This is a genomic window from Conexibacter sp. W3-3-2 (assembly GCF_009707605.1).
Classification (GTDB): Bacteria; Actinomycetota; Thermoleophilia; order Solirubrobacterales; family Solirubrobacteraceae; genus Paraconexibacter; species Paraconexibacter algicola.
Window position 1 is genome coordinate 2971669 of the sequence record NZ_WLYW01000001.1, and the last position, 19074, is coordinate 2990742.

General features: G+C 74.7%; 18 protein-coding genes and 1 pseudogene. 7 read left to right on the top strand and 12 right to left on the bottom strand.

Annotated elements, in window-relative coordinates:
* Positions 1-32: 32 nt before the first annotated feature.
* Together GKE82_RS14365 and GKE82_RS14370 are read left to right on the top strand one after the other, a co-directional pair.
* Positions 33-1109: a HupE/UreJ family protein gene (locus tag GKE82_RS14365; RefSeq protein ID WP_154733771.1), complete on the top strand. Its 1077-nt coding sequence runs from the start codon at positions 33-35 to the stop codon at positions 1107-1109.
* Positions 1106-2404, top strand: coding sequence for an MFS transporter (locus GKE82_RS14370; RefSeq protein WP_154733772.1), 1299 nt, complete (start codon positions 1106-1108; stop codon positions 2402-2404). The genes GKE82_RS14365 and GKE82_RS14370 overlap by 4 nt, the downstream gene beginning before the upstream one ends.
* Here GKE82_RS14370 and GKE82_RS14375 read toward each other — a convergent pair.
* The 7 genes from GKE82_RS14375 to flhA form a co-directional block, all read right to left on the bottom strand.
* Positions 2401-2697 carry a hypothetical protein gene (locus GKE82_RS14375; protein WP_154733773.1) on the bottom strand — a complete coding sequence of 99 codons (297 nt, stop codon included), beginning with the start codon at positions 2695-2697 and terminating at the stop codon, positions 2401-2403. The genes GKE82_RS14370 and GKE82_RS14375 overlap by 4 nt on opposite strands.
* 9 nt (positions 2698-2706) lie before the next feature.
* The gene (locus GKE82_RS14380) at positions 2707-3396 is read right to left on the bottom strand and encodes a CHAP domain-containing protein (protein WP_154733774.1); all 690 of its coding nucleotides are present in this window, start codon (positions 3394-3396) and stop codon (positions 2707-2709) included.
* A gap of 92 nt (positions 3397-3488) precedes the next feature.
* Positions 3489-4295 (bottom strand): flagellin, encoded by an 807-nt coding sequence (locus tag GKE82_RS14385; RefSeq protein ID WP_154733775.1) that lies wholly within the window; start codon positions 4293-4295, stop codon positions 3489-3491.
* Between the two features lie 130 nt (positions 4296-4425).
* Positions 4426-5661: a glycosyltransferase family 2 protein gene (locus GKE82_RS14390; RefSeq protein WP_154733776.1), complete on the bottom strand. Its 1236-nt coding sequence runs from the start codon at positions 5659-5661 to the stop codon at positions 4426-4428.
* Positions 5658-6053 (bottom strand): hypothetical protein, encoded by a 396-nt coding sequence (locus tag GKE82_RS14395; RefSeq protein ID WP_154733777.1) that lies wholly within the window; start codon positions 6051-6053, stop codon positions 5658-5660. The genes GKE82_RS14390 and GKE82_RS14395 overlap by 4 nt, the downstream gene beginning before the upstream one ends.
* Positions 6054-6056: 3 nt before the next feature.
* Positions 6057-7340 (bottom strand): hypothetical protein, encoded by a 1284-nt coding sequence (locus GKE82_RS14400; protein ID WP_154733778.1) that lies wholly within the window; start codon positions 7338-7340, stop codon positions 6057-6059.
* Positions 7337-9436: a flagellar biosynthesis protein FlhA gene (gene flhA / locus GKE82_RS14405; protein WP_309233610.1), complete on the bottom strand. Its 2100-nt coding sequence runs from the start codon at positions 9434-9436 to the stop codon at positions 7337-7339. Before flhA ends, GKE82_RS14400 begins: the two co-directional genes overlap by 4 nt.
* 218 nt (positions 9437-9654) lie before the next feature.
* On the opposite strand from flhA, the pseudogene GKE82_RS14410 reads away from it, so the two are divergent.
* Positions 9655-10131, top strand: a pseudogene (locus tag GKE82_RS14410) (Uma2 family endonuclease); the annotation flags it as partial.
* 131 nt (positions 10132-10262) lie between these two features.
* Here the strand turns inward: GKE82_RS14410 and GKE82_RS14415 are convergent.
* Positions 10263-10427: a hypothetical protein gene (locus tag GKE82_RS14415; protein ID WP_154733780.1), complete on the bottom strand. Its 165-nt coding sequence runs from the start codon at positions 10425-10427 to the stop codon at positions 10263-10265.
* Positions 10428-10455: 28 nt separating this feature from the next.
* Between GKE82_RS14415 and GKE82_RS14420 the strand changes: the two genes are divergently transcribed.
* The gene (locus tag GKE82_RS14420; RefSeq protein WP_154733781.1) at positions 10456-10635 is read left to right on the top strand and encodes a ribbon-helix-helix protein, CopG family; all 180 of its coding nucleotides are present in this window, start codon (positions 10456-10458) and stop codon (positions 10633-10635) included.
* 344 nt (positions 10636-10979) lie between these two features.
* Positions 10980-11285, top strand: a complete 306-nt coding sequence (locus GKE82_RS14425; RefSeq protein WP_154733782.1) for a hypothetical protein — start codon at positions 10980-10982, stop codon at positions 11283-11285.
* Between the two features lie 269 nt (positions 11286-11554).
* Here GKE82_RS14425 and GKE82_RS14430 read toward each other — a convergent pair whose 3' ends face one another.
* A complete protein-coding gene (locus GKE82_RS14430; RefSeq protein ID WP_154733783.1) occupies positions 11555-11695 on the bottom strand; it encodes a hypothetical protein in 141 nt (46 codons plus the stop codon).
* A gap of 226 nt (positions 11696-11921) precedes the next feature.
* Here GKE82_RS14430 and GKE82_RS14435 point away from each other — a divergent pair, with 226 nt between their 5' ends.
* Both GKE82_RS14435 and GKE82_RS14440 read left to right on the top strand, forming a co-directional pair.
* The gene (locus tag GKE82_RS14435; protein ID WP_154733784.1) at positions 11922-12398 is read left to right on the top strand and encodes a hypothetical protein; all 477 of its coding nucleotides are present in this window, start codon (positions 11922-11924) and stop codon (positions 12396-12398) included.
* Positions 12399-13861: 1463 nt separating this feature from the next.
* Positions 13862-16828, top strand: coding sequence for a hypothetical protein (locus tag GKE82_RS14440; protein WP_154733785.1), 2967 nt, complete (start codon positions 13862-13864; stop codon positions 16826-16828).
* A gap of 92 nt (positions 16829-16920) precedes the next feature.
* On the opposite strand, the gene flhB is transcribed toward GKE82_RS14440, so the two are convergent.
* Genes flhB through fliQ form a run of 3 tightly spaced genes read right to left on the bottom strand, consistent with a single transcriptional unit; the run spans position 16921 to position 19063 of the window.
* The gene (gene flhB, locus GKE82_RS14445; protein WP_154733786.1) at positions 16921-17994 is read right to left on the bottom strand and encodes a flagellar biosynthesis protein FlhB; all 1074 of its coding nucleotides are present in this window, start codon (positions 17992-17994) and stop codon (positions 16921-16923) included.
* Positions 17995-18000: 6 nt separating this feature from the next.
* A complete protein-coding gene (gene fliR / locus GKE82_RS14450; protein WP_154733787.1) occupies positions 18001-18789 on the bottom strand; it encodes a flagellar biosynthetic protein FliR in 789 nt (262 codons plus the stop codon).
* 4 nt (positions 18790-18793) lie between these two features.
* Positions 18794-19063 (bottom strand): flagellar biosynthesis protein FliQ, encoded by a 270-nt coding sequence (fliQ, locus tag GKE82_RS14455; protein WP_107567582.1) that lies wholly within the window; start codon positions 19061-19063, stop codon positions 18794-18796.
* Positions 19064-19074: the final 11 nt, after the last annotated feature.

Genomic DNA, 19074 nt, shown 5'->3' on the forward strand with positions numbered 1-19074 from the left:
TCCGACGACCGACCCCCTTCCAGGAGGACCACATGACCATGCCCGACCGGGGCCGCCTGCGCGGCTCCGCCGGCGCCGTCCTGCTGCTGCTCGCGCTGCCCGCGTCCGCGTGGGCGCACGGCATCAGCGGCGACGCCACCGACAAGTCCACCCTCGAGTACGTGCCGCTCGGCATCGAGCACATGCTGCTCGGCTGGGACCACCTGCTGTTCGTGCTCGGCATCCTGCTGCTGGCCCGTGGCCCGCAGCGTGCCGCCAAGCTCATCTCGCTGTTCGTCCTCGGCCACAGCGTCACGCTGATCGTGGCCACGCTCGCCGAGTGGCGGGTCTCCCCCACCGCGGTCGACGTGGTGATCGCGCTGAGCGTCGTCTTCGTCGCCGTGCTCGGGCTGCGGCGCGAGCCGCTCGACCCGCGGGCGCTCTGGCCGCCGCTCACGATCCTGGGCTTCGGGCTCGTCCACGGTCTCGGGCTCTCGACCCGCCTGCAGGACCTCGGGATCCCCGACGACGGGCTGCTCGCGAAGACGATCGCGTTCAACGTCGGGATCGAGATCGGGCAGCTGATCGCGGTGCTCGTGATGTTCGGCGTGGTGCGGCTGCTGGCCCAGGAGGTGCCGCGCTGGCCCGCGGTCCGCCGCGGGCTGTTCGCGACCATGGCCGCGGTGGGCCTGGTCCTCGCCGTCGTGCTGACGGTCCGCGGCGACGACGAGGAGGCCGGACCGGTCCGGCTCGCGGGCACGACCGCGCAGGCCGGGTGCACGACGGTCGAGGAGATCGCCACGGGTGGCGCCGCGGGCGGCCATCCGGAGCAGAAGTTCTTCGGGGCGACCGAGACGGTCCCGGAGGACGACCTGGCCCACGTCCGCGGGGACGGCTGGGTGATCGTCCGGTACGGGCCGCGCACGACCGCCACGCAGCTCGCGGCGCTCAGGCGGTGGATCGAGGGCTCCGACCGGGCCGTCGCCGCCGCACCGGACCCGGCGCAGCAGGCGGCGCTGGTCGCCACGACGGCCCGGCGCAAGGCGACGTGCGTGGAGCACGACCTCCCCGCGATCCAGCGGTTCTCCGCCGCGTGGCTCGCCGACCTGCGGGCCGGCCGGATCCGATGACCCGGCGGGAGCCGCTCCCGCACGCCCACGGCGGGCACGTCCACACGCACGCCCACGCCGGCCCGCACCGCCATCTCCTGCACCCGCGTCGCTCCGGCGGCGCGGGTGCAGGACCGCTCGCGAACGCCGCCTACCGGCGGCTCTACGCCGCGCAGGTCGTCGCGCTCGTGGGCTCAGGCGTGACGACCGTGGCGCTCGGGCTGCTCGCCTACGCGCTCGCCGGCGACGACGCGGGCGTCGTCCTCGGCGTCGCGCTCGCCCTGAAGATGGTCGCGTACGTCGGCCTGTCGCCGGTCATCGCCGCGGTCGCCCACCGGGTCGACCGACGTCGGCTGCTGATCACGCTCGACGTCGTGCGCGCCCTGGTCCTGTTCGCGTTGCCGTTCGTGACCGCGGTGTGGCAGGTGTTCGTGCTGATCTTCGTCGTCAACGCGTGCGCGGCCGGGTTCACGCCCGCCTTCCAGGCGACGATCCCGCAGGTCCTTCCCGACGAGGAGGACTACACCCGCGCGCTGTCCCTCTCGCGGATCGCCTACGACCTCGGCGAGCTGCTCAGCCCCGTGGCCGCGGCCGCCCTGCTGCTGCTCGTCGACTTCGACGCCCTGTTCGCGATCAACGGCGTGGCCTTCGGGCTGTCGGCCGCGCTGATCGCCGGCGTGACCCTGCCGGACCGTCGTCGCGCGCCCGCCGGGACGGAGCGCACGTGGGCGCGGATGACGCTCGGGGCGCGCCGGTTCCTGACCGTGCCGCGGCTGCGCGGCCTCCTCGCGCTCAACCTCGCGGCGGCCTGCGCGAGCGCCATGGTGATCGTCAACACGGTCGTGCTCGTGCGCGACGAGCTCGGCCTCGGCAGCTCCGCGGTGGCGATCGCGCTCGGGGCCGCCGGCCTCGGCTCGGTCGTCGTGGCGGCCGCGACACCGGCACTCCTGCGTCGCGTCACCGACCGCACCGCCATGCTGGGCGGCGCGCTGACGCTCGCCCTGACGCTGCCGCTGGTGGAGCGCCTCGACGGCTTCGCGACGCTGCTCGGCCTGTGGCTCGTCCTCGGGGCCGGCCTGGCGCTCGTGCAGACGCCGGTCGGCCGGCTGCTGCGCCGGTCGACGACGGTCGACGAGCTCCCGGAGCTGTTCGCCGCGCAGTTCGCGCTGTCGCACGCGTGCTGGCTCGTCACCTACCCGGTGGCGGGCGTCCTCGGCGCCGCGATCGGGATCGGGGCGGTCGGTGCGCTGCTGGGCGCCACGAGCCTCGTCGCCGCGCTGCTCGCGGCGGCGCTCTGGCGGGACGGTGAGCGCTAGCTCGCCGGCTTGCGCGGCGGCCGGGCGGCCTTCGCGCGCTCGCGCTGCGCCTTGGCGCGCGAGGCGACGACCTTCGAGCCGGGCATCGCGCGCATGATCGTGTCGGTCGTCTTCGCCGGACGGGCGATGTCGCGCAGCACGGCCTCGGTGGAGGCCAGACGGGTGTTGAGGTCGCGGATGTCCTTCGAGATCCGGCCGACGTCCTCCATCTTCTTCAGCGTCGCGACGAGCTGGTGGAAGTCGTCGAGCGCCCGGGTCAGGAGCGCGGGCCACGAGAACAGGAGGCGGAACATGGCCCGACGCTATCCGAGTCGCACGTACCCGAGCGCGGAGCCGGCGGCGTGCTGGCGGCGGATGACCTGGTCGGAGGAGTTGCCCTCGATCGTGTGCACCGTGCCGTCCGCGGCGACGGACTCGACGAGGCCGATGTGCTCGTCCCAGACGATCAGGTCGCCGGGCTGCGGGCGGGCCGGGGCGCTCGCGCTGTTCGGCACCGCGCGGCCGGTCCGCTGCGCCCACGCGTAGACCGCGTCGACGGACGCGAAGCCCTGCCCGGTCTCCCCCAGCGGGGTGCCCGCCTGCTGGGCCACCCAGCTCGTGAAGTACGCGCACCACGGGCCGACCCCGGGAGCGCCGCGCATCGCGGCGCGGTACTCGGCGATCCGCGGCGAGTCGTTGGAGCCCGGCGGCTGCTCGGTCACCCCGAGCTCGGCGGCGGCGATCTGCACGCGCCGCGCGCCGGTGGCGGAAACGCCGCCCGGCACGGCGGTCGCCCCGAGGACGCCCGGCTGGGTGCCGACCCCCGGCGTCCAGGAGCCGGCGGCGGCCGCGAGCTGCTGCTGGAAGGCGGTCGTCCCCGCCGTGCCGGAGCCGAGCGCGGCCGGGGTGGCGGTGGCCGCGGCGGCGGGCGGCGCCGCGGTCGCCGCGCGCAGCCGCGGGTCGACGAGCTGCTGCAGCTCTCCGACGCGGGCGATCACGGCTTCCAGGCTCATCTCCCCGGAAGATCGGACGGCCCGCGCTCGAGTTGAGCGCGGGCCGCCAGAACATCGTTCCCGACCGGGCCGGGGGCCCTGCGGACCTGCTGCTAGCGCAGCAGGCTCAGGACGCCCTGCGGCGCCTGGTTGGCCTGGGCGAGCATCGCCGTACCGGCCTGGCTGAGGATCTGGTTCTTCGTGAACTTGACCATCTCCTCCGCCATGTCGACGTCGCGGATGCGGGACTCCGCGGCGACGAGGTTCTCCTGGGCCGTGGCGGCGGCACCCAGCGCGTGATCCATGCGGTTCTGGACCGCGCCGAACGTGGCACGGGCCGAGGAGACCGCGGTGATGGCCGCGTCGATCTCCGAGATGTCCGCGGTGCCCGCCTGCGTCAGGGACGAGAACGTGGCGCCGACGGTGCTGCCGAGGCTGATCGTGGCGACCGAGATGGTCTCCCCGTCGTTGGCGCCGACCTGGAAGGTCACCGAGCCGGTCGCGTTCAGCAGCTTGATGCCGTTGAACTCGGCCGCGGCGCCGATGCGCTCGACCTCGGAGGCCAGCTGGTTGACCTCCGTCTGGATCGCGTCACGGGACGCCTGCGACAGCGAGCCGTTCTTGTACTGCACCGCCAGCTCGCGGACGCGCTGGAGCATGCTGTGGACCTCGTCGAGCGAGCCCTCAGCGGTCTGGACCAGCGACACGCCGTCCTGCACGTTGCGCTGGGCCTGGGCCAGGCCGCGGATCTGGCCGCGCATCTTCTCCGAGATGCCGAGGCCGGCAGCGTCGTCCGCCGCACGGTTGATCCGGTAGCCGGAGCTCAGGCGCTCCATGCTCTTCGAGGTCTCGCCCGTGGTGTGGTTGAGCTTGTTCCACGCGCCGAGGGCCTCGACGTTGTTCTGGATGCGAAGGGACATGCGGTTTCTCCTTGAAGCCGATGGTTGTCAGTCCCGGAGCTCCTCCATGAGCTCCTCTTACAGTCCGGGTTTTCGGCGCGAGCGCCGGGCGCTTGAGCGGCGTCCAGGCGTTCTGGACGCCGCGCGCCGCTCAGCGGGCGGCGCCGGGGACGCCGCTGCCGTGCCGCGCCTCGAACGCCGCGCGGTCGCGCGCGATCTGCGCGTCGATCCACGCGCGCAGCGACGGGTCGGCGGTCCCGACGGTCTCGCTGAGGCCGTGGCGGATCCGCGACTCGCGCACGAGCACCGGTGGGACCCCCGCGGCCCGCAGGCGCGCGAGCAGGTCGGTGTCCTGGTACCAGACCTTCAGGCCGGGGTCGAGGAACTCGCCGGGCGCGACGCCGTGGCGGTCGAGCGTGCCGCGGTGCAGCGCGAAGCACCAGGCGGCGAAGTCCTCGCGCATCGCGCCGTCCACGGTCATCGGGAAGACGACCTCGGCGGGCGGGATCTCGCCGCCGCTGCCGACGGTCAGGCGGGCGCGCAGCGGCGGCCACCAGCCGGGCAGGACCTCGACGTCGTCGTTGCAGACGACGAGGTAGGTGCCGCGGCCGGCGCGCAGTCCGGCGTTGACCGGGGCGGTGAAGCCCTGGGGCGGGGAGCCGTTGTCGACGACGACGATCTCGTGCGGGGCGTCGGTGTGCTGCTGCAGCGCGCGCACGCACGCGCGCAGGCGGTCCCCGGCGGCGTCGAGCGTCGGGATCACGACGGTGAGCTCGGGGGCGGCGCCGTACTTCCAGACGCCGCGCGCGGCCGCCGCGGCGGTGCGGCCGCCGACGCGCTGCACGACGGCGCGCGGGACGGGCTCGACGCGACCGTCGGCGGCGAGCGCCACGCACAGGGCGGGCAGGACGAGGTCGTCGGCGATCCGGCCGCGGGCGGCGAGGACCCCGGCCGCGACCGCGCGGCCCAGGGCCTCGCGGCGGCAGGCGAGCGCGAGCGCCGCGACGGGGGAGGTGCCGCCCGGGTCCTCCGCGGTGACCGCGGTGGCGACCGCGAGCGCCGGGTCGGCGTCGAGGGCGTGGTGGAGCGCGGCGAGCCAGCCGGGCGTCACGTGCGCTGCGTCGCGCACGAGCGCGACAGTCGGCGCGGCGGCCCGGGCGGTCCCGGCCGCGATCGCCCCGGCCAGGCCGGTGCGGTGGTCGACGCGGACGACCTCGACGTCACCCGCGACGCGCGCGAGGAGGTCGTCGAGGGTGCCGCCGGCGTCGACGAGGAGCAGGACCTCGTGGGCGGGCGCCTCGGGCAGGCCGGCGATCGCCTCGAGCGCGGCGAGCGCGGCAGCGGGGGACGGCGGGAGCGGGACGAGGACCGAGATGAGCGGGGTCATGCGTGACGGGCCTCCTTGGCCTCGAGTTCGGCGCGGCGGCGGGCGACCTCGGCCTCCGCCTGCTCGGCGGCCGCGACGAGGATGCGGCGCATCTCCTCGATCTCGGCGCGCGCGATCTGCTTCCAGACGACGACGGCGACCGCCCACACGAGCAGGTAGGCGACGGCGCCGATCATGATCGCCCGGAGGATCGCGTCGCTCGTCGGCAGCCCGGCGCGGGTGGCGAGCAGCAGGCCCAGGCCGAAGCCGGCGAGGCCGCCCCAGCCCTTCGCGGTGGCGATCGTGCGCCGGGCGCGCGGGTGGTCGGTGAGGCGCAGCCCGCCGCTGGTGTCCGGGCCGGCGGCCGCGCCGGAGGCCTCCTCGTCCTGCCCCTTCTTCGCCTTCCGGGCCATGGTCTAGGCCGCGATGAGCGCGGTGGCCAGCTCGCCGGCGTCGGCCGGTCGCAGGCCGCTGGTGACGCCCTGCCCGCGGCCGAGGAAGGAGAGCGGCAGGCCGCTGTCGATCGCCAGGTCGACGACGGTGCCGAGCGCGTCGGTCTCGTCGGCGTGCGTGAGCGCGATCGCGCAGGGCCGCAGCGACCGGGTGCCCATGACGAGCTCGCGGGCGGGACGCGACGCGATCGTGGCGGGGACGGTGAGGTGCAGCTCGTCGGCGCGCAGCTGCGCGAGCTCGGCGGCGAGGACGCGCAGCTCGGCCTCGGCGCGCGGGCTGACCCCGGGCGTGTCGAGGACGACGAGCGACGTGGCGCGCAGCTCCTCGATGCGGGCGGCGGCCCACTCCGCGTCGAGCGCCGAGTGGACGGTGACGCCGGGCGCGGTCTCGGCGAGCAGCTCGCGCAGCTCGGCGCCCTGGTCGGGGGCGCGCAGCGTCACGCACGCGACCGGGATCTGGGTGCGGGCGGCGTAGGCGGCGGCGAGCCGGGCGACGCAGCGGGTCTTGCCGGAGCCGCCGGGGCCGACGAAGCCGATGACGCGGCCGTGCGCGCCGCGGGTGACGTGCACGGGGATGCGCGCGGCGAGCGTGCGCTGCACGAGCGGGACGAGCGCGCTGCCCGCCCCGGCGAACGGCACGAGCGTGGTGACGGTCTCGGTGACGACCTCGTCGGCGAGCGCGGTCGTCAGGCCCATGTCGACGAGCGTGTCGCGGGCCAGCGCCGCGTCGCTGCCGGGGGCGAGCACCGTCGCGGACGGCACCGGGACGGGCGCGGCGACAACGGGCTCGACGGCGAGCGACACGAGCGCGTCGGCGTCGTCCTCCACGACCGGGGCGGCGGCGAACGCCTGGGCCATCGCCTCGGCGGTGAGCGCCGGCTCGACGGGCTCGGGGACGGCGGTGACCTCGGGCGCGACGACGGGCCGCACGACCGGGGCGGGCGGCGCGGCCTGACCGGCCAGGAGCGCCTTGAGGTGCTCCTCGAAGGTGCCCTCCTGCGCGCCGGACTCGCCGTCGTGGGCGGCCAGGGGCGCGGGGAGGGCGGGCGTGTCGTCGACGAGGTCGACGGTCGTGGCGGCCGCGGTCGCCTCCAGCTCGATCACGCGCTTGCTGAAGAAGCCGCCGACGCCGCCCTCGGCGCCCTCGCCGCGGCGGACGATGACGGCGTCCTCGCCGAGCTCCTCGCGGATCTGGGCGAGCAGCTCGTCCATCACGCGGCCGCGGTAGGTCTTCGTCCGGTTGGTCATGCGGTCACGACTCCGATCGTCTCGACGTTGATGCCGGGCGCGATCTCGTTGTACGCGCACACGGACAGCTGGGGGAGCGCCTGCTCGCACAGGCGCCGCAGGTGCCGTCGCACGCGCGACGAGCACAGCAGGACGGGGCGGCGGCCGCGGGCGATCGCCGCGTCCACCTGGTCGCCGAGCGAGCGCACGAGGTCGGCGGCCCGGTCGGGGTTCATCGCGAGGTACTCGCCGTCGGCGGTCTGGGCGATCGACTCGCTGACCTCCATCTCGATCGCCGGGTCCAGCGCGATCGCGCGCAGCCGCTGCTCCTCGTCGAGGTAGGGCGCGACGATCGTGCGGCCCAGCGCCTGCCGCGCGTACTCGGCGAGCAGGTCGGGGTCGCGGGTGATGCGCGCCCGGTCGCCGGCCGCCTCGACGATCGCGCCGAGGTCGCGGATCGAGACGCCCTCGCGCAGCAGCGCCTGCAGGACGCGCTGCAGCTCGCCGACGCTGAGCAGGTCGGGGACGACCTCCTCGACGACGGCGGCGTTGCTCTCCTGCAGGCGGTCGAGGAGCGCGCGGGTGTCCTGGCGGGTGAGGAGCTCGGCGACGTGCCGGCGGATCGTCTCGGTGAGGTGCGTGACGATCACGGACTCGGCGTCCACGACCGTGTAGCCGAGCGCCTCGGCCTCGGCGCGCGCCATGTCCGGGATCCAGACGGCGGGCAGGCCGAAGGCGGGCTCGGTGGTCGGGATGCCGTCGAGCGTGCCGACCGCGTCGCCCGGGTCCATCGCGAGCTGGTGGCCGGGGGTGATGCGACCGCGGCCGACGATCGAGCCGCGGACCTTCATGACGTACTCGTGGGAGCCGAGCCCGACCTCGTCGTGGATGCGGACCGACGGGATGATCGTGCCGACCTCGCCGGCGATCTGGCGGCGGACGGCGCCGACCCGCTGCAGCAGCGCGCCGCGCGGCGCGCCGGGGGCGCTGGCCTCCGCGCCGCCGGCGCTGGCGGACACGAGCGGCACGAGCCCGAAGCCGATGCAGAGCTCCAGGGCGTCCATGCCGATCGCCTCGAGTGCCTGCTCGCGCGGGGAGGCGACGGGCGCGGGAGCGAGCGCGGCGGCGGCCGCCTCCTGCTCGTCGGCCTGCGCCTTCTCGGCGTCGGCCTTCATCAGGGCGCGCCCGGCGAAGAAGAAGATGCAGCCGATCACGAGGAACGGCAGCTTCGGCAGCCCGGGGACGAGCGCGAAGCAGCAGACGACGACGCCCGCGACCATCGGGGCCTTGCTCTGGGAGGAGAGCTGCCCGGCGATGTCGGAGCCGAGGTCCTGGTCGGACGCGGCGCGCGTGACGATGATGCCGGTGGCGACGGAGATCAGCAGCGCGGGGATCTGCGCGGCGAGGCCGTCGCCGATCGTCAGCAGGGAGAAGTGCTGGGCGGCCTCCCCGAACGGCATGCCCTGCTGCATGACGCCGACGATGATGCCGCCGACGAGGTTGATCAACGTGATCAGGACGGCGGCGATCGCGTCGCCCTTAACGAACTTCGAGGCGCCGTCCATCGCGCCGTAGAAGTCCGCCTCCTTGGAGATGTCCTGGCGGCGCTGGCGGGCCTGCTCCTCGGTGATCTGCCCGGCGTTGAGGTCGGCGTCGATCGCCATCTGCTTGCCGGGCATCGCGTCGAGCGTGAACCGCGCCCCGACCTCGGCGACGCGGCCCGCGCCGTTGGTGACGACGACGAACTGGATGACGATGAGGACGAGGAAGATGACGAGGCCGACGACCACGTTGCCGCCGACGACGAAGTTGCCGAACGCCTCGACGACGTGCCCGGCGTCCCCTTCGAGCAGGATCAGGCGGGTGACGCTGACGTTGATCGCCAACCGGAACAGGGTGGTGAGCAGCAGCAGCGACGGGAAGGCGCTGAAGTCGAGCGCGCGCGGGATGTAGAGCGTCGCGACGACGATCGCGAGGGCGAGCGAGATGTTCAGCGTGATCGCGAGGTCCAGCAGCGCCGGCGGGAGCGGCACCACGAGCATCACGACGATGAGGACGACGACCGCGGCGGCGGCGAGGTCCGAGTACTTCCCGATGCGGGAGAGGGTGGTGGTCACTGGTCGTCACAGGCGTCCGCGGTGGAGGGAGGCCGCGGGGCCTGACCTGGGTGGTCGGACGGGGTGACGGGGACTTGAGACGGGAGCGAGTTTCCGGCGCCCGGGCCCGAGGAACGACGTGGACACCCGAGCAGGAGGCACCGACGATGACCGGCCGATGAGCGCCGCACCACGCATGAAGACCGCGGAGTTCCTCGCACTCCCCGAGACCCCACGGTCCGCGACTCGAGCTCCTCGACGGTGAGGTGCTCGAGATGAACCCGCCGAGCCGGGCGCATCAGCGCGTGGCGCTCCGTGTGGCCTCCGCGCTCCTGATCTGGACAGACGCCGCGACCGGCCGCGACGAGGTGCTCCCGGAGGTCGCCGTCGATCCGGGGTCGGCCAGCATCCTGGTTCCCGACATCCAATGGTTCGCCGCCGGGCCGGGACCTGCCGGCGGATGCGCGCGCGTGGCCGGTCGGCGACCTCGTCGTCGAGGTCCGCCGGAGAGCACGGCGCGCTACGACCGCGAGGTCAAGCGCGAGCGCTACCTCGAGGCCGGCACCCGCGAGGTGTGGCTCGTCGGCCCGCTCACCGCGACGGTCGTCGTCACCCGTCCCGGCGAGCCGGACGCCCTGCTCGGTACCGGCGAGACGCTGACGTCGCCGCTCCTCCCCGGCTTCTCGCTGCCGCTCGTGCGGCTGCGGGTCGACTGAGCGCTCCCCGGTTCACCTGAACCGCCGTCGCGGTGGGGTCCCGGTGCCGCACCTCGCGCTCGGCGAGCGCTCACGCGCGCTCGTTCATGGCGGCGCGTGCTTGTCGCGCAATGCGAGAGCCTTGAGGGCATTCAGCGCGGGCGCTGGCAGTACGTCCGGTTCGGATTCGAGGTCCGGCCCTTGAGTTTCGTGAGCGAACGGCGCTGCGCCGCACCGTCTTGGGTCCAGTAGACCTCGTTGGCGCCGACAGCCAGCGAGAGCGGTGGGATCGCTCCCGCCGCCGCAAGCGTGACCACGCCGTCGGCATCGTTCTTGTAGACCCAAGTGACTCCCGAGCTCGCCGACGCGGAGGTTCACGTCTCAAAGGGAAGCCCGGACATCCTTGTGACGGTCACGGTGCCCGTCGACGCCGGCACGCTGGACGCGCTGACAGAACGCGCCGACCGGGAGGGTCGCAACGTCGAGCAGATCGTCGCCGACGCTCTTCGCGCCGCAGCGGCCTGATTCAGCGGGGCCGGCACAAAGGACTGGCTCGGCCTCGGGTCACCGCCGGATGTGAAACGCGCGGTTCGCCGGAGGCCGGCGCAACGCGCACGCCCGGCAGTCGTGCGAGCTCCGACACAAGATCCGCGAGCCGCGACGGAGTCATCGGTCAACTCTCTCACGCCCGCTCGCTGCTCCTTGTGCGACGGTCGCGTCCGCGCGGAAGCGAGCCAGCCGCCACGCTTGCCTCCACGCATAGGAGGAGTCACGGATGTTGAACCACTGCTTTGCTCGCTTGGGGCGCCGCTCAACGGTCGACTCTCATCGGAGCGCCAGCGGTCGTGCCTGGCGCAAGGCTGACGAAGATGCAACGTGATGACGGCCTGCCCTCCGATCCCGACCGTCACGCGGCGGTGGCGCTCGAGGGTTTGCGTCGGTTCGACGCGAGCGTCCTGATCCTCATCTCGGCTCGCCGGGGCGCGACCGAACGTGAGCTCAGGAAGGCCAAAGGTTGGCGGGGGTTCAGGGTGCCGCGGGTACTGCGCCGCCTGGAGGAGCGGGGCCTCGAAGCGCAGGATGCTGCCGGCTGGTCGGAGACAGCACGCGGCCGTCGGACCGCACGGGCGGCGGCGGTGACCCTTGGTCTCGGGGACTTCGCCGGTCCCCTATGACGCCCGAGTGAACGCGGCAGCTGCCTCCGCGTGGTCGTCGCGCAGGGCGCTCGCGGCCCAGGGGCTTCCGTGGAAGCCTCCCTGCCCGAACTGGGTGGACGAAAGCCCATATGTGGGCATCGCTCCACCCAGTTCGCCCCCGGGCGCGTCGGCGTGGAAGCACGGCACCCGGGCGACGCTCGCCAGCACTCGCCGGGCGCCGCCGTGCCGAGCCGAGTGGGCGACCTGAAGAGGCGAAAGCACGGGCGAGGAGCACCCGAGCTGGAGGGTCACCGGCCGACCTCCACCGTCGGCGAGTAGCACGTCCAGCCGCAGGGGTCCTCCTCGGAGGCGGGCCAGACGCTGACGGCGACCGCGACGCCGATCGCGAGGAACAGGACGACGAGCAGGGATGCCCGCAGGCGACGCACGACGCGGACGGTACCGGCAATGACGCGCCGCTCCCCGCCGAACGCCAGCGCAAACGCGCCACATGCCGCAATTTCGGTGCGCGCTGCGGCCTCCACGCCGATGTCTCCGCGAGGCCCGACCGTGCTCCCCGGCGAACACCTGCTCGAGAACCGGAGATCGACGCTGCTCGCGGCGCTCCCGAACCGGCGTCCTTGGGCGCGGCGTCGCGTGCTCGCTGCCCGGACGGTGGAAGACCTGACCGCGCTGGAGCGATCGCTGCGCCTCGCGCCGGCCGACCCGGCGGCCGTCGTCCCCGCGCCCCCGGACTGGCGGCCGGGCGTGCGCCAGCTCGAGGCGGACCTGCTCGAGCGCTTTCCCCAGGCCCTCGCCGGCTGCTGGCGCCAGGACGGCCGGATCTTCGTCGGCGTCGTCGGCCCGCTCGCCGACCTCCCGGCCACGGCCCGCGCCCTGTCCGCGTGGCCCGGGCGGCTGCGGTTCCACCCCCACCGCGCGACGCTGCTCGCGCTCCGCGAGGCGCTGGAGACGAACGTCTTCACCAGCGGCAGCGGCCCCGGCTTCGAGGTCCACATCGGCTGGCTCGATCACCGGCACAACGGCATCCGGCTCGGGATCAGCGGCGACCTCGACCTCGCGCGCCGCGCGCTGCTCGGGCGCCCCCACGTGCTCGCCGTGACGCTCGAGGAGGAGGCGACCGCCTGCTGAAGGGGTCGGCCGGGACCAGCCCTTGGGCTGCTGCGCCGGCCGCGCGCACACGCGATGGTCCGGACCATGCGCCGACCGCTCGCCGTGCTCGCCCTGCTGCTGCCCGTGCTCGTCGGGGCCGCCGCGCCCGGGACCGCGGGCGCGGCGGTGCCGATGGCGCCCGTCGCCGACCTCGTCTCGGCGACCGCGGACGGCACGCCCGCCGGGGCGCGGGAGGTCGCGCTCGCCGGCTCGCGCTACGCCGTCTTCACCTCGGACGCGGCCGACGTCGTCGCCGGCCAGGCTGGCTACGACACCAACGGCACGTGCGACGTGTTCCGGCGCGACCTGCTCACCGGCGAGACCGTCGTCGTCAGCCGCGTGCCCGGCGGGTCGACCGGGGGCGGCTGCTCGGACAAGCCCCGGATCTCGCACCGCGGGACCGTCGTCGCGTTCGCGACCGACGCCGCGAACCTCATCACCGCGGCCGGGGGCGGGGCCGCGCCGCCCGCCGGGGTCGAGCAGGTCCTCGTCGCCGACCTCTCCGGTCCGACCCCGACGCTCACGGTCGCCAGCCGCGCCGACGGGGACGCCGGGGCGCTCGATGGCAGCCCGACCGCCGACTTCGACCTCAGCGGCGACGGGCAGCACGTCGCCTTCACCGCGGACGGCCAGGTCTGGCAGCGCAACCTCGACGTGAGCCCGCGCACGACCGTGCTCGTCTCCGCCCAGGACGGCACGGCCGCCACGCCGATCGCCGCGACCGCCGCCACCCCGTCGATCGACGAGTACGGCCTGCGCGTCGCGTTCGCCGCCGACCTGCGCGTCTACGTGCGCCAGCCCGGGAACGTCACGACGCTCGCGTCGGTCACGACGCTCGGCACCCAGCTCGACGGCCTGCGGCCGGACCTCTCCGCCGCCGGCAACGCGGTCGCGTTCGCGACTCGGGCGCTGTCGCCGTCGTTCCGGCTGCAGGTCGCCGTGCGCGACCTCGTCGTCGGGACCACGACGCTCGTCAGCCACCCGGCCGGCGCCCCCGACACGACCGCGAACGAGGACGCCGGACCCCCGACGATCTCCGGGCGCGGACGGGTCGTCGCGTTCGCGTCGACCGCGACGAACCTCGCGGCCGGCGACCCGCGCGGCCGCGCGCAGGTGTACGTCGCCGACCTCCGCCGGGACCTGCTGACGCTCGCCTCGCGCAGCGGCGCCACCGGTGGCGACGCCGACAGCAGCACCGGCGGGGAGGGCGCCCTGGTCGCTCCCGCGCTCGCCCAGGACGGCATCACCGTCGCGTTCACGTCGCTGGCCACCGACCTCGTCGCCGCGGACACGACCGCGGCGCGCGACGCGGTCGTCCGTCGCGTGCGCACTCCCGTGGCGCCCCCGCCGACACGCTGCGCGAGCAGTCCGTCGGCGGGCTCGACGGCCGCAACGTCGGGGAGCAGTTCCGCAGCAGCGTCGGCGCGACCACCACCGCCGGGATGGGCGTGGGCGGTACCGCGCTGTCCGCGGACGGCCGGTACGTCGCGTTCGTCGCGCACGGCAACGACAGCTACAGCGGGGACGCGCGGATCCCCGGGAACGAGAACGCGGCGGCGGTGTACGTCCGCGACCGGCTCACCGGGGAGGTCGAGGCGGTCAGCCGCAGCAGCGACGTCGCCGGCCGGCCGGGCGCGCTCGTGCCGTTCGTGAGCGGCGGAAGCGAGCTGAGCATCGACGCGACCGGCCGCCACGTGACGTTCCCGTGCGACGGTGGACGGCTCTGCCGCCGCGACCGCGTCACCGGGACCACCGCCCGGGTCGACCCGGGCGCCAACGGCGACGCGTTCCTCGCCGGCATGAGCGCGACCGGCCGCTACGTCGTCTTCGGCTCGTACGCCACGAACCTGCCGGGCGCGGGCACCTCCAACGGCCTGCCGCGGCTGTACCGGCGCGACATGAGCAGCGGGTCGATCGTCCGCGTCGACCTGCGCGACGGGCGCACCGACGACACCGGCTTCGTGCCGCAGGGGCCCGCCGTCGACCAGCCGACCGTCAGCGAGGACGGCCGCTACGTGACCTGGACCTCCGCGGACGTCCTCGTCGCCGGGACCGGTTTCGACCCCGGCTACCGGCAGGCCTACCTGCGCGACCTGCAGACCGACCGGACCTACGCGCTCAACCGCTCGGCGAGCGGGGACTACGGCCGCTTCGGCGGCGGGGCGACCGGCCAGACGGAGTCCGGTGGCGCGCGGATCACCCCGGACGGCCGGTACGTCGCGTTCGACAGCAACGCCGGGAACCTCGTCGCCGGGAAGACGAGCACGAGCTTCGGGGTGTACCGGCAGCGGCTGACGTTCGGTGGCCCGGCCGGCGCGATCGACGGCGCCCTGGACCTCGTCTCGGTGCCGCGCCCCGGCGGCGGGACGCAGCTCGACAACAACGCCTGGCAGCCGGCGATCAGCGACGACGGCGAGCGGGTCGCGTACGTCGGTGCGAGCCCGACGAACGTCGTCAGCGGGGTGACGGGCTTCCAGGTCTACGCCCGTGACCTGCCGGGCGGGACGACCGTGCTCGTCAGCCGCGCGGACGGGGCGGGCGGGGCACCGGCCTCCGGCGGGCAGATCGCGTTCCCGCCCGCCGTGTCGCTCGACGGGCGGGTCGTGCTCTTCAGCACCTCGTCCGCGACGCTCGACGGGGACGCGGGCCTCCAGTACAAGGCGTTCGCGCGCGTGCTGCCGCCGACGAGCGGTCCGCCGGTCCCCGCACCGCAGAACACGACGCTCCCCTCGGTCTCCCCGGCCGAGCCGGTCACCGGGCAGTCCGCGACGTGCGACCCGGGCAGCTGGACCGGCAGCCCGACGTTCGCCTACGAGTGGCTCGTGGACGACGCGGCCGCCGCCGGGACGGGCCCGACGTTCGTGCCGCCGCCGACCGCCGCCGGCAAGCAGCTGCGTTGTCGCGTGACCGGGGCGAACGCCGCCGGGAGCGCGACCGCGACGAGCGCCCCGCGACCGGTGGTCGCCCCGCCGCCGACCGCGGAGGTGACGGGCGACGCGCGCTTCGACGAGACGGTCACGTGCGACGCCGGCCGCTTCGACGCCGACCCGTCGCTCACGGTCACCTGGCTCGTCGGGCCGGGGATCACCGAGCCGGGCACCCCGATCGCGGGGGCGACCGGCCGGACCTTCACGCTCGACGACCCGGCGCTCGTCGAGCGGTGGATCCGCTGTCGGGCGAGCATCGTCGAGAACGGCACGCCGCGGACGGTCACCTCGGGGGCGCGGTACGTGCACCTCGACGTCACGGTGGTTCGGCCGACCGCCCCGCTGACCCCGCCGCGGGAGGGCGAGCGCTTCACCTGCAGCGACACCGAGGTGCGCGTGCGTCCGGCCGGCTACGGGGTCACCCACTCCTACTCCATCCGGGCGCTGCGCGACAACGGGGAGATCGCCGCCGACTACCCGGCCTCCCCCACGCCGACGTCGCTCGGGCCGCTGGCCGACGGGACCGCCGGGGGGCGCGTCGTCTGCCTGGACGAGGGACGGGCGGGAGCGGCGACCCGGTTCAGCTCCGACGGCCCGCTCGCGACGATCCTCGCCCGCAGCGCGCCCGCCCCGACGCCGGCGCCCGCCGCGCTCCCGGGCCCGCCGCGGGCCACCGCGCCGCCGACCGTCGGGGCCTACCGTCAGCTCGACCGGACCTGCCGGACCGCGACCTACGACGGGCCGCTCACGGGCCTGCGCACCCGGATCGTCTGGCGCCTGCACCTGGCCGGCGGGCAGACGACCGTCGTCCCCGCCTCCTCGCTGCAGCCGCTGGTGTTCGACGGCCAGATCTACCGCGACGCATCGCTCGCCTTCACCGGCCCGACGCCGCCGGTCGGCCTGTCCTGCGAGCAGCTCGTGACCGGACGCAACGGCGTCGAGCAGGGGACGCGCAGCGCGGTCGTGCGGCCGAACCCGTACTGCGTGGAGTGGCAGGTGCAGGGCGGCCGGCCGGGCCGCGACGGGATCCCCTACGCGGTGACCTCCGCGTGGTGCACGGACTACCGAGACGACGGGAACGACACCGTGGTGACGGCCGCGCCGCCGCTCCCGCGCCCGCCGCTGACGGTCGACGCGTCGGGGGTCGCCCGGATCGTGGTCGGGTGCGGCGCCACGGTCGCGACGACGAACGGCTGCGCGTTCACCGTGTCCCTGCACGCGATCGGGACGACGTTCGCGGGCCGGGCGGCCGGTCCGCCACGGCCGGTGACGAAGACGACCCGGCTCGGCCGGCGGCTCGGGCGGGCGACCGCGCGCGTGCCGCGCGGCCGGCGGGCGGTGACGGTGCGCGTGCGGGTCGACGCCGCGACGCGCAGGCAGCTGCGCCGCGGACGGACGGTCGCCACCGTGCTCGTGGTGCGCTACCGCGGCCGGGCGACCGCGGTGCGGGTCGGCGCGCCGGTGCTGCGCCGCGCCCGGTAGCGGCCGGGGGGCGCGACGGGCTGGGGCGCCGGGACCCGCGCCTCTGCGTCTGAGCGCACCACTCTGGTGAGCTGCGGCGCACTCGCCGGGGGTCAGCCCGTGACCGCGCGGCGGCGGCGCGCGACGCGGTACACGAACGCCAGCACCTGGGCGACGGCGGCGTAGAACTCCTCGGGGATCTGCTGGCCGACCTCGACGCTGGCGTGCAGGCCGCGGGCCAGGGGCGGGTTGGGCACGAGCGGCACGCCGTTCTCGGTGGCGAGCTCGCGGATCCGGGCGGCGAGGATGTCCTTGCCCTTGGCGACGACGATCGGCGCCGCCTCGCCGTGCTCGTACTTCAGGGCCACCGCGTAGTGCGTCGGGTTGGTGATGACGACGTCCGCGGTCGGGACGTCCTCCATCATCCGGCCGCGCGCCGCCTGCATCGCCCGGCGGCGCTGCGCGGAGCGGACCTCGGCCGGGAGCGACTGGCCCTTGGCCTCCTCCTTGACCTCCTGCTTGTCCATCCGCAGCTGCTTCTCGTTGCGCCACTTCTGGTAGCCGAAGTCGACGAGGCCGATCAGCAGGTAGGCGGACGCGGCGCGCAGCGCGATCGCCCGCACCTCGCCGGTCAGGGCGGCCGCGAGCTGCGCGGGCTCCACCCCGACCATCGCCCCGAGCTGCGTGAGCTTCGGGCCGACCGCGGCGAACACGATCGCCCCGACGATCCCGACCTTCGAGCAGCTCTTCACCGCCTCGGCGATCGCGTTGGGCCCGAAGATGTTCTTGAACCCGTTGACCGGGTTCATCCGCTGGGGGTCCGGCATCAGCGCCTTGGGCATCGGCTGCGGCCCGACCTGGATGACGCCGATCGCCGCGCCCGCGATCGCGCACGCGACCGCGACCGGCGCCACGCACAGCACCGACGTCACCAGCGCGTCCATCAGCAGCCGCCCGACGCCCTCGCGGTTGACCTCCTCGAACGCGGCGAGGTTCGCGAGCGTCGACTGCATCGTCGTGCCCATCCGGTCGACGTACGCCGGTCCCGCCCAGCCGAGGACGACGACCCCGACGAGCATCACGATCGCGCCGCTGAGATCGGGGGAGCGCGCGACCTGGCCCTTCTCGCGGGCCTCCGCGCGCTTCTTCGGTGTCGCCTTCTCGGTCTTGTCCGACCCGCCGCCCACCGCCGCTCACCCCGCGAGCTTCAGGGTCTGCAGGGCGGCGCCGACGTCGCGCTGCAGCTCGTCGGCGATCCAGCCGGCGACGAACGGCAGCGTCGTGCCGAGCAGCAGCAGGCCGACGAACACCTTGGCCGGGAAGCCGACCGCGAACACGTTGAGCTGCGGCACGACGCGCGACACGACCCCGAACGCGGCGTCGGTCACGATCAGCGCGAGGACGACCGGGCCGGCGACCTGGATCGCGGCGGCGAACACGCCGACGAACGCGTCGTCGGCGCCCTGCACGAGCGCGCCGAGCTGCGGGTAGGCGTCCATCGGCACGAGCTCGTAGGTGCGGGCCATGCCCTCGATCACCCAGGCGTCCCCGCCGATCGCGATGAAGATCGCGACGCCGACGAACGCGTACAGCTGCGTGAGGACCGCGGACTGCGTGCCGGTGACCGGGTCGATCAGGCCGCCGTAGGAGAACCCGACGAGCGTGTCGAGGAACGCGCCCGCGACCTGGATCGCCGCGAAGAACGCGGCGAGCGCGAACGCGAACGACGCGCCGACCAGCAGCTCCTTGCCGATCAGCGCCGCGAGGTTCCAGACGTCGAGGTCGACCTGCGCGTCACGGCCGACGACCGGGCCGAGGCCGATCGCCAGCGCCACCGCGACGATCCCGCGCACGCGCGCGGGGACGCTGCGCGAGCTGAACAGCGGCGCCAGCACGAACAGCGGGCTGACGCGCGCGAGGACGAGGAAGAACGCGACGACCTGCTGCTCGCCGAACTCGTTGATCAGCTGCTCGACGGTCAACGGCTCAGCCGATCTGCGACGGGATCGACCCCCACAGCTCGGTCGTGTAGACCATCAGCTGGTTGAGCATCCACGGGCCGCCGACGACGAGCACGACGGCGAGCGCGAGGATCTTCGGGATGAACGAGAGCGTCTGCTCCTGGATCTGCGTGACCGCCTGGAAGACGGAGACGAGCAGGCCGACGACGAGGCCGCACAGCAGCAGCGGCAGCGCGATCTTCAGCGACAGCTCCATCGCCTGCGTCGAGAGGTTGACGACGGTGTCCTGGTCCACGGCGACGTGCT

Coding starts and splice junctions, on each gene's coding strand:
- GKE82_RS14375 (WP_154733773.1), bottom strand. CDS start 2,697: ATGTTCCGCCTCCTGTTCTCGTGGCCCGCGCTCCTGACCCGGGCGCTC.
- GKE82_RS14385 (WP_154733775.1), bottom strand. CDS start 4,295: ATGTCCCTTCGCATCCAGAACAACGTCGAGGCCCTCGGCGCGTGGAAC.
- GKE82_RS14400 (WP_154733778.1), bottom strand. CDS start 7,340: ATGACCAACCGGACGAAGACCTACCGCGGCCGCGTGATGGACGAGCTG.
- GKE82_RS14425 (WP_154733782.1), top strand. CDS start 10,980: ATGCAACGTGATGACGGCCTGCCCTCCGATCCCGACCGTCACGCGGCG.
- GKE82_RS14380 (WP_154733774.1), bottom strand. CDS start 3,396: ATGAGCCTGGAAGCCGTGATCGCCCGCGTCGGAGAGCTGCAGCAGCTC.
- GKE82_RS14365 (WP_154733771.1), top strand. CDS start 33: ATGACCATGCCCGACCGGGGCCGCCTGCGCGGCTCCGCCGGCGCCGTC.
- GKE82_RS14440 (WP_154733785.1), top strand. CDS start 13,862: ATGGGCGTGGGCGGTACCGCGCTGTCCGCGGACGGCCGGTACGTCGCG.
- GKE82_RS14370 (WP_154733772.1), top strand. CDS start 1,106: ATGACCCGGCGGGAGCCGCTCCCGCACGCCCACGGCGGGCACGTCCAC.
- GKE82_RS14395 (WP_154733777.1), bottom strand. CDS start 6,053: ATGGCCCGGAAGGCGAAGAAGGGGCAGGACGAGGAGGCCTCCGGCGCG.
- GKE82_RS14390 (WP_154733776.1), bottom strand. CDS start 5,661: ATGACCCCGCTCATCTCGGTCCTCGTCCCGCTCCCGCCGTCCCCCGCT.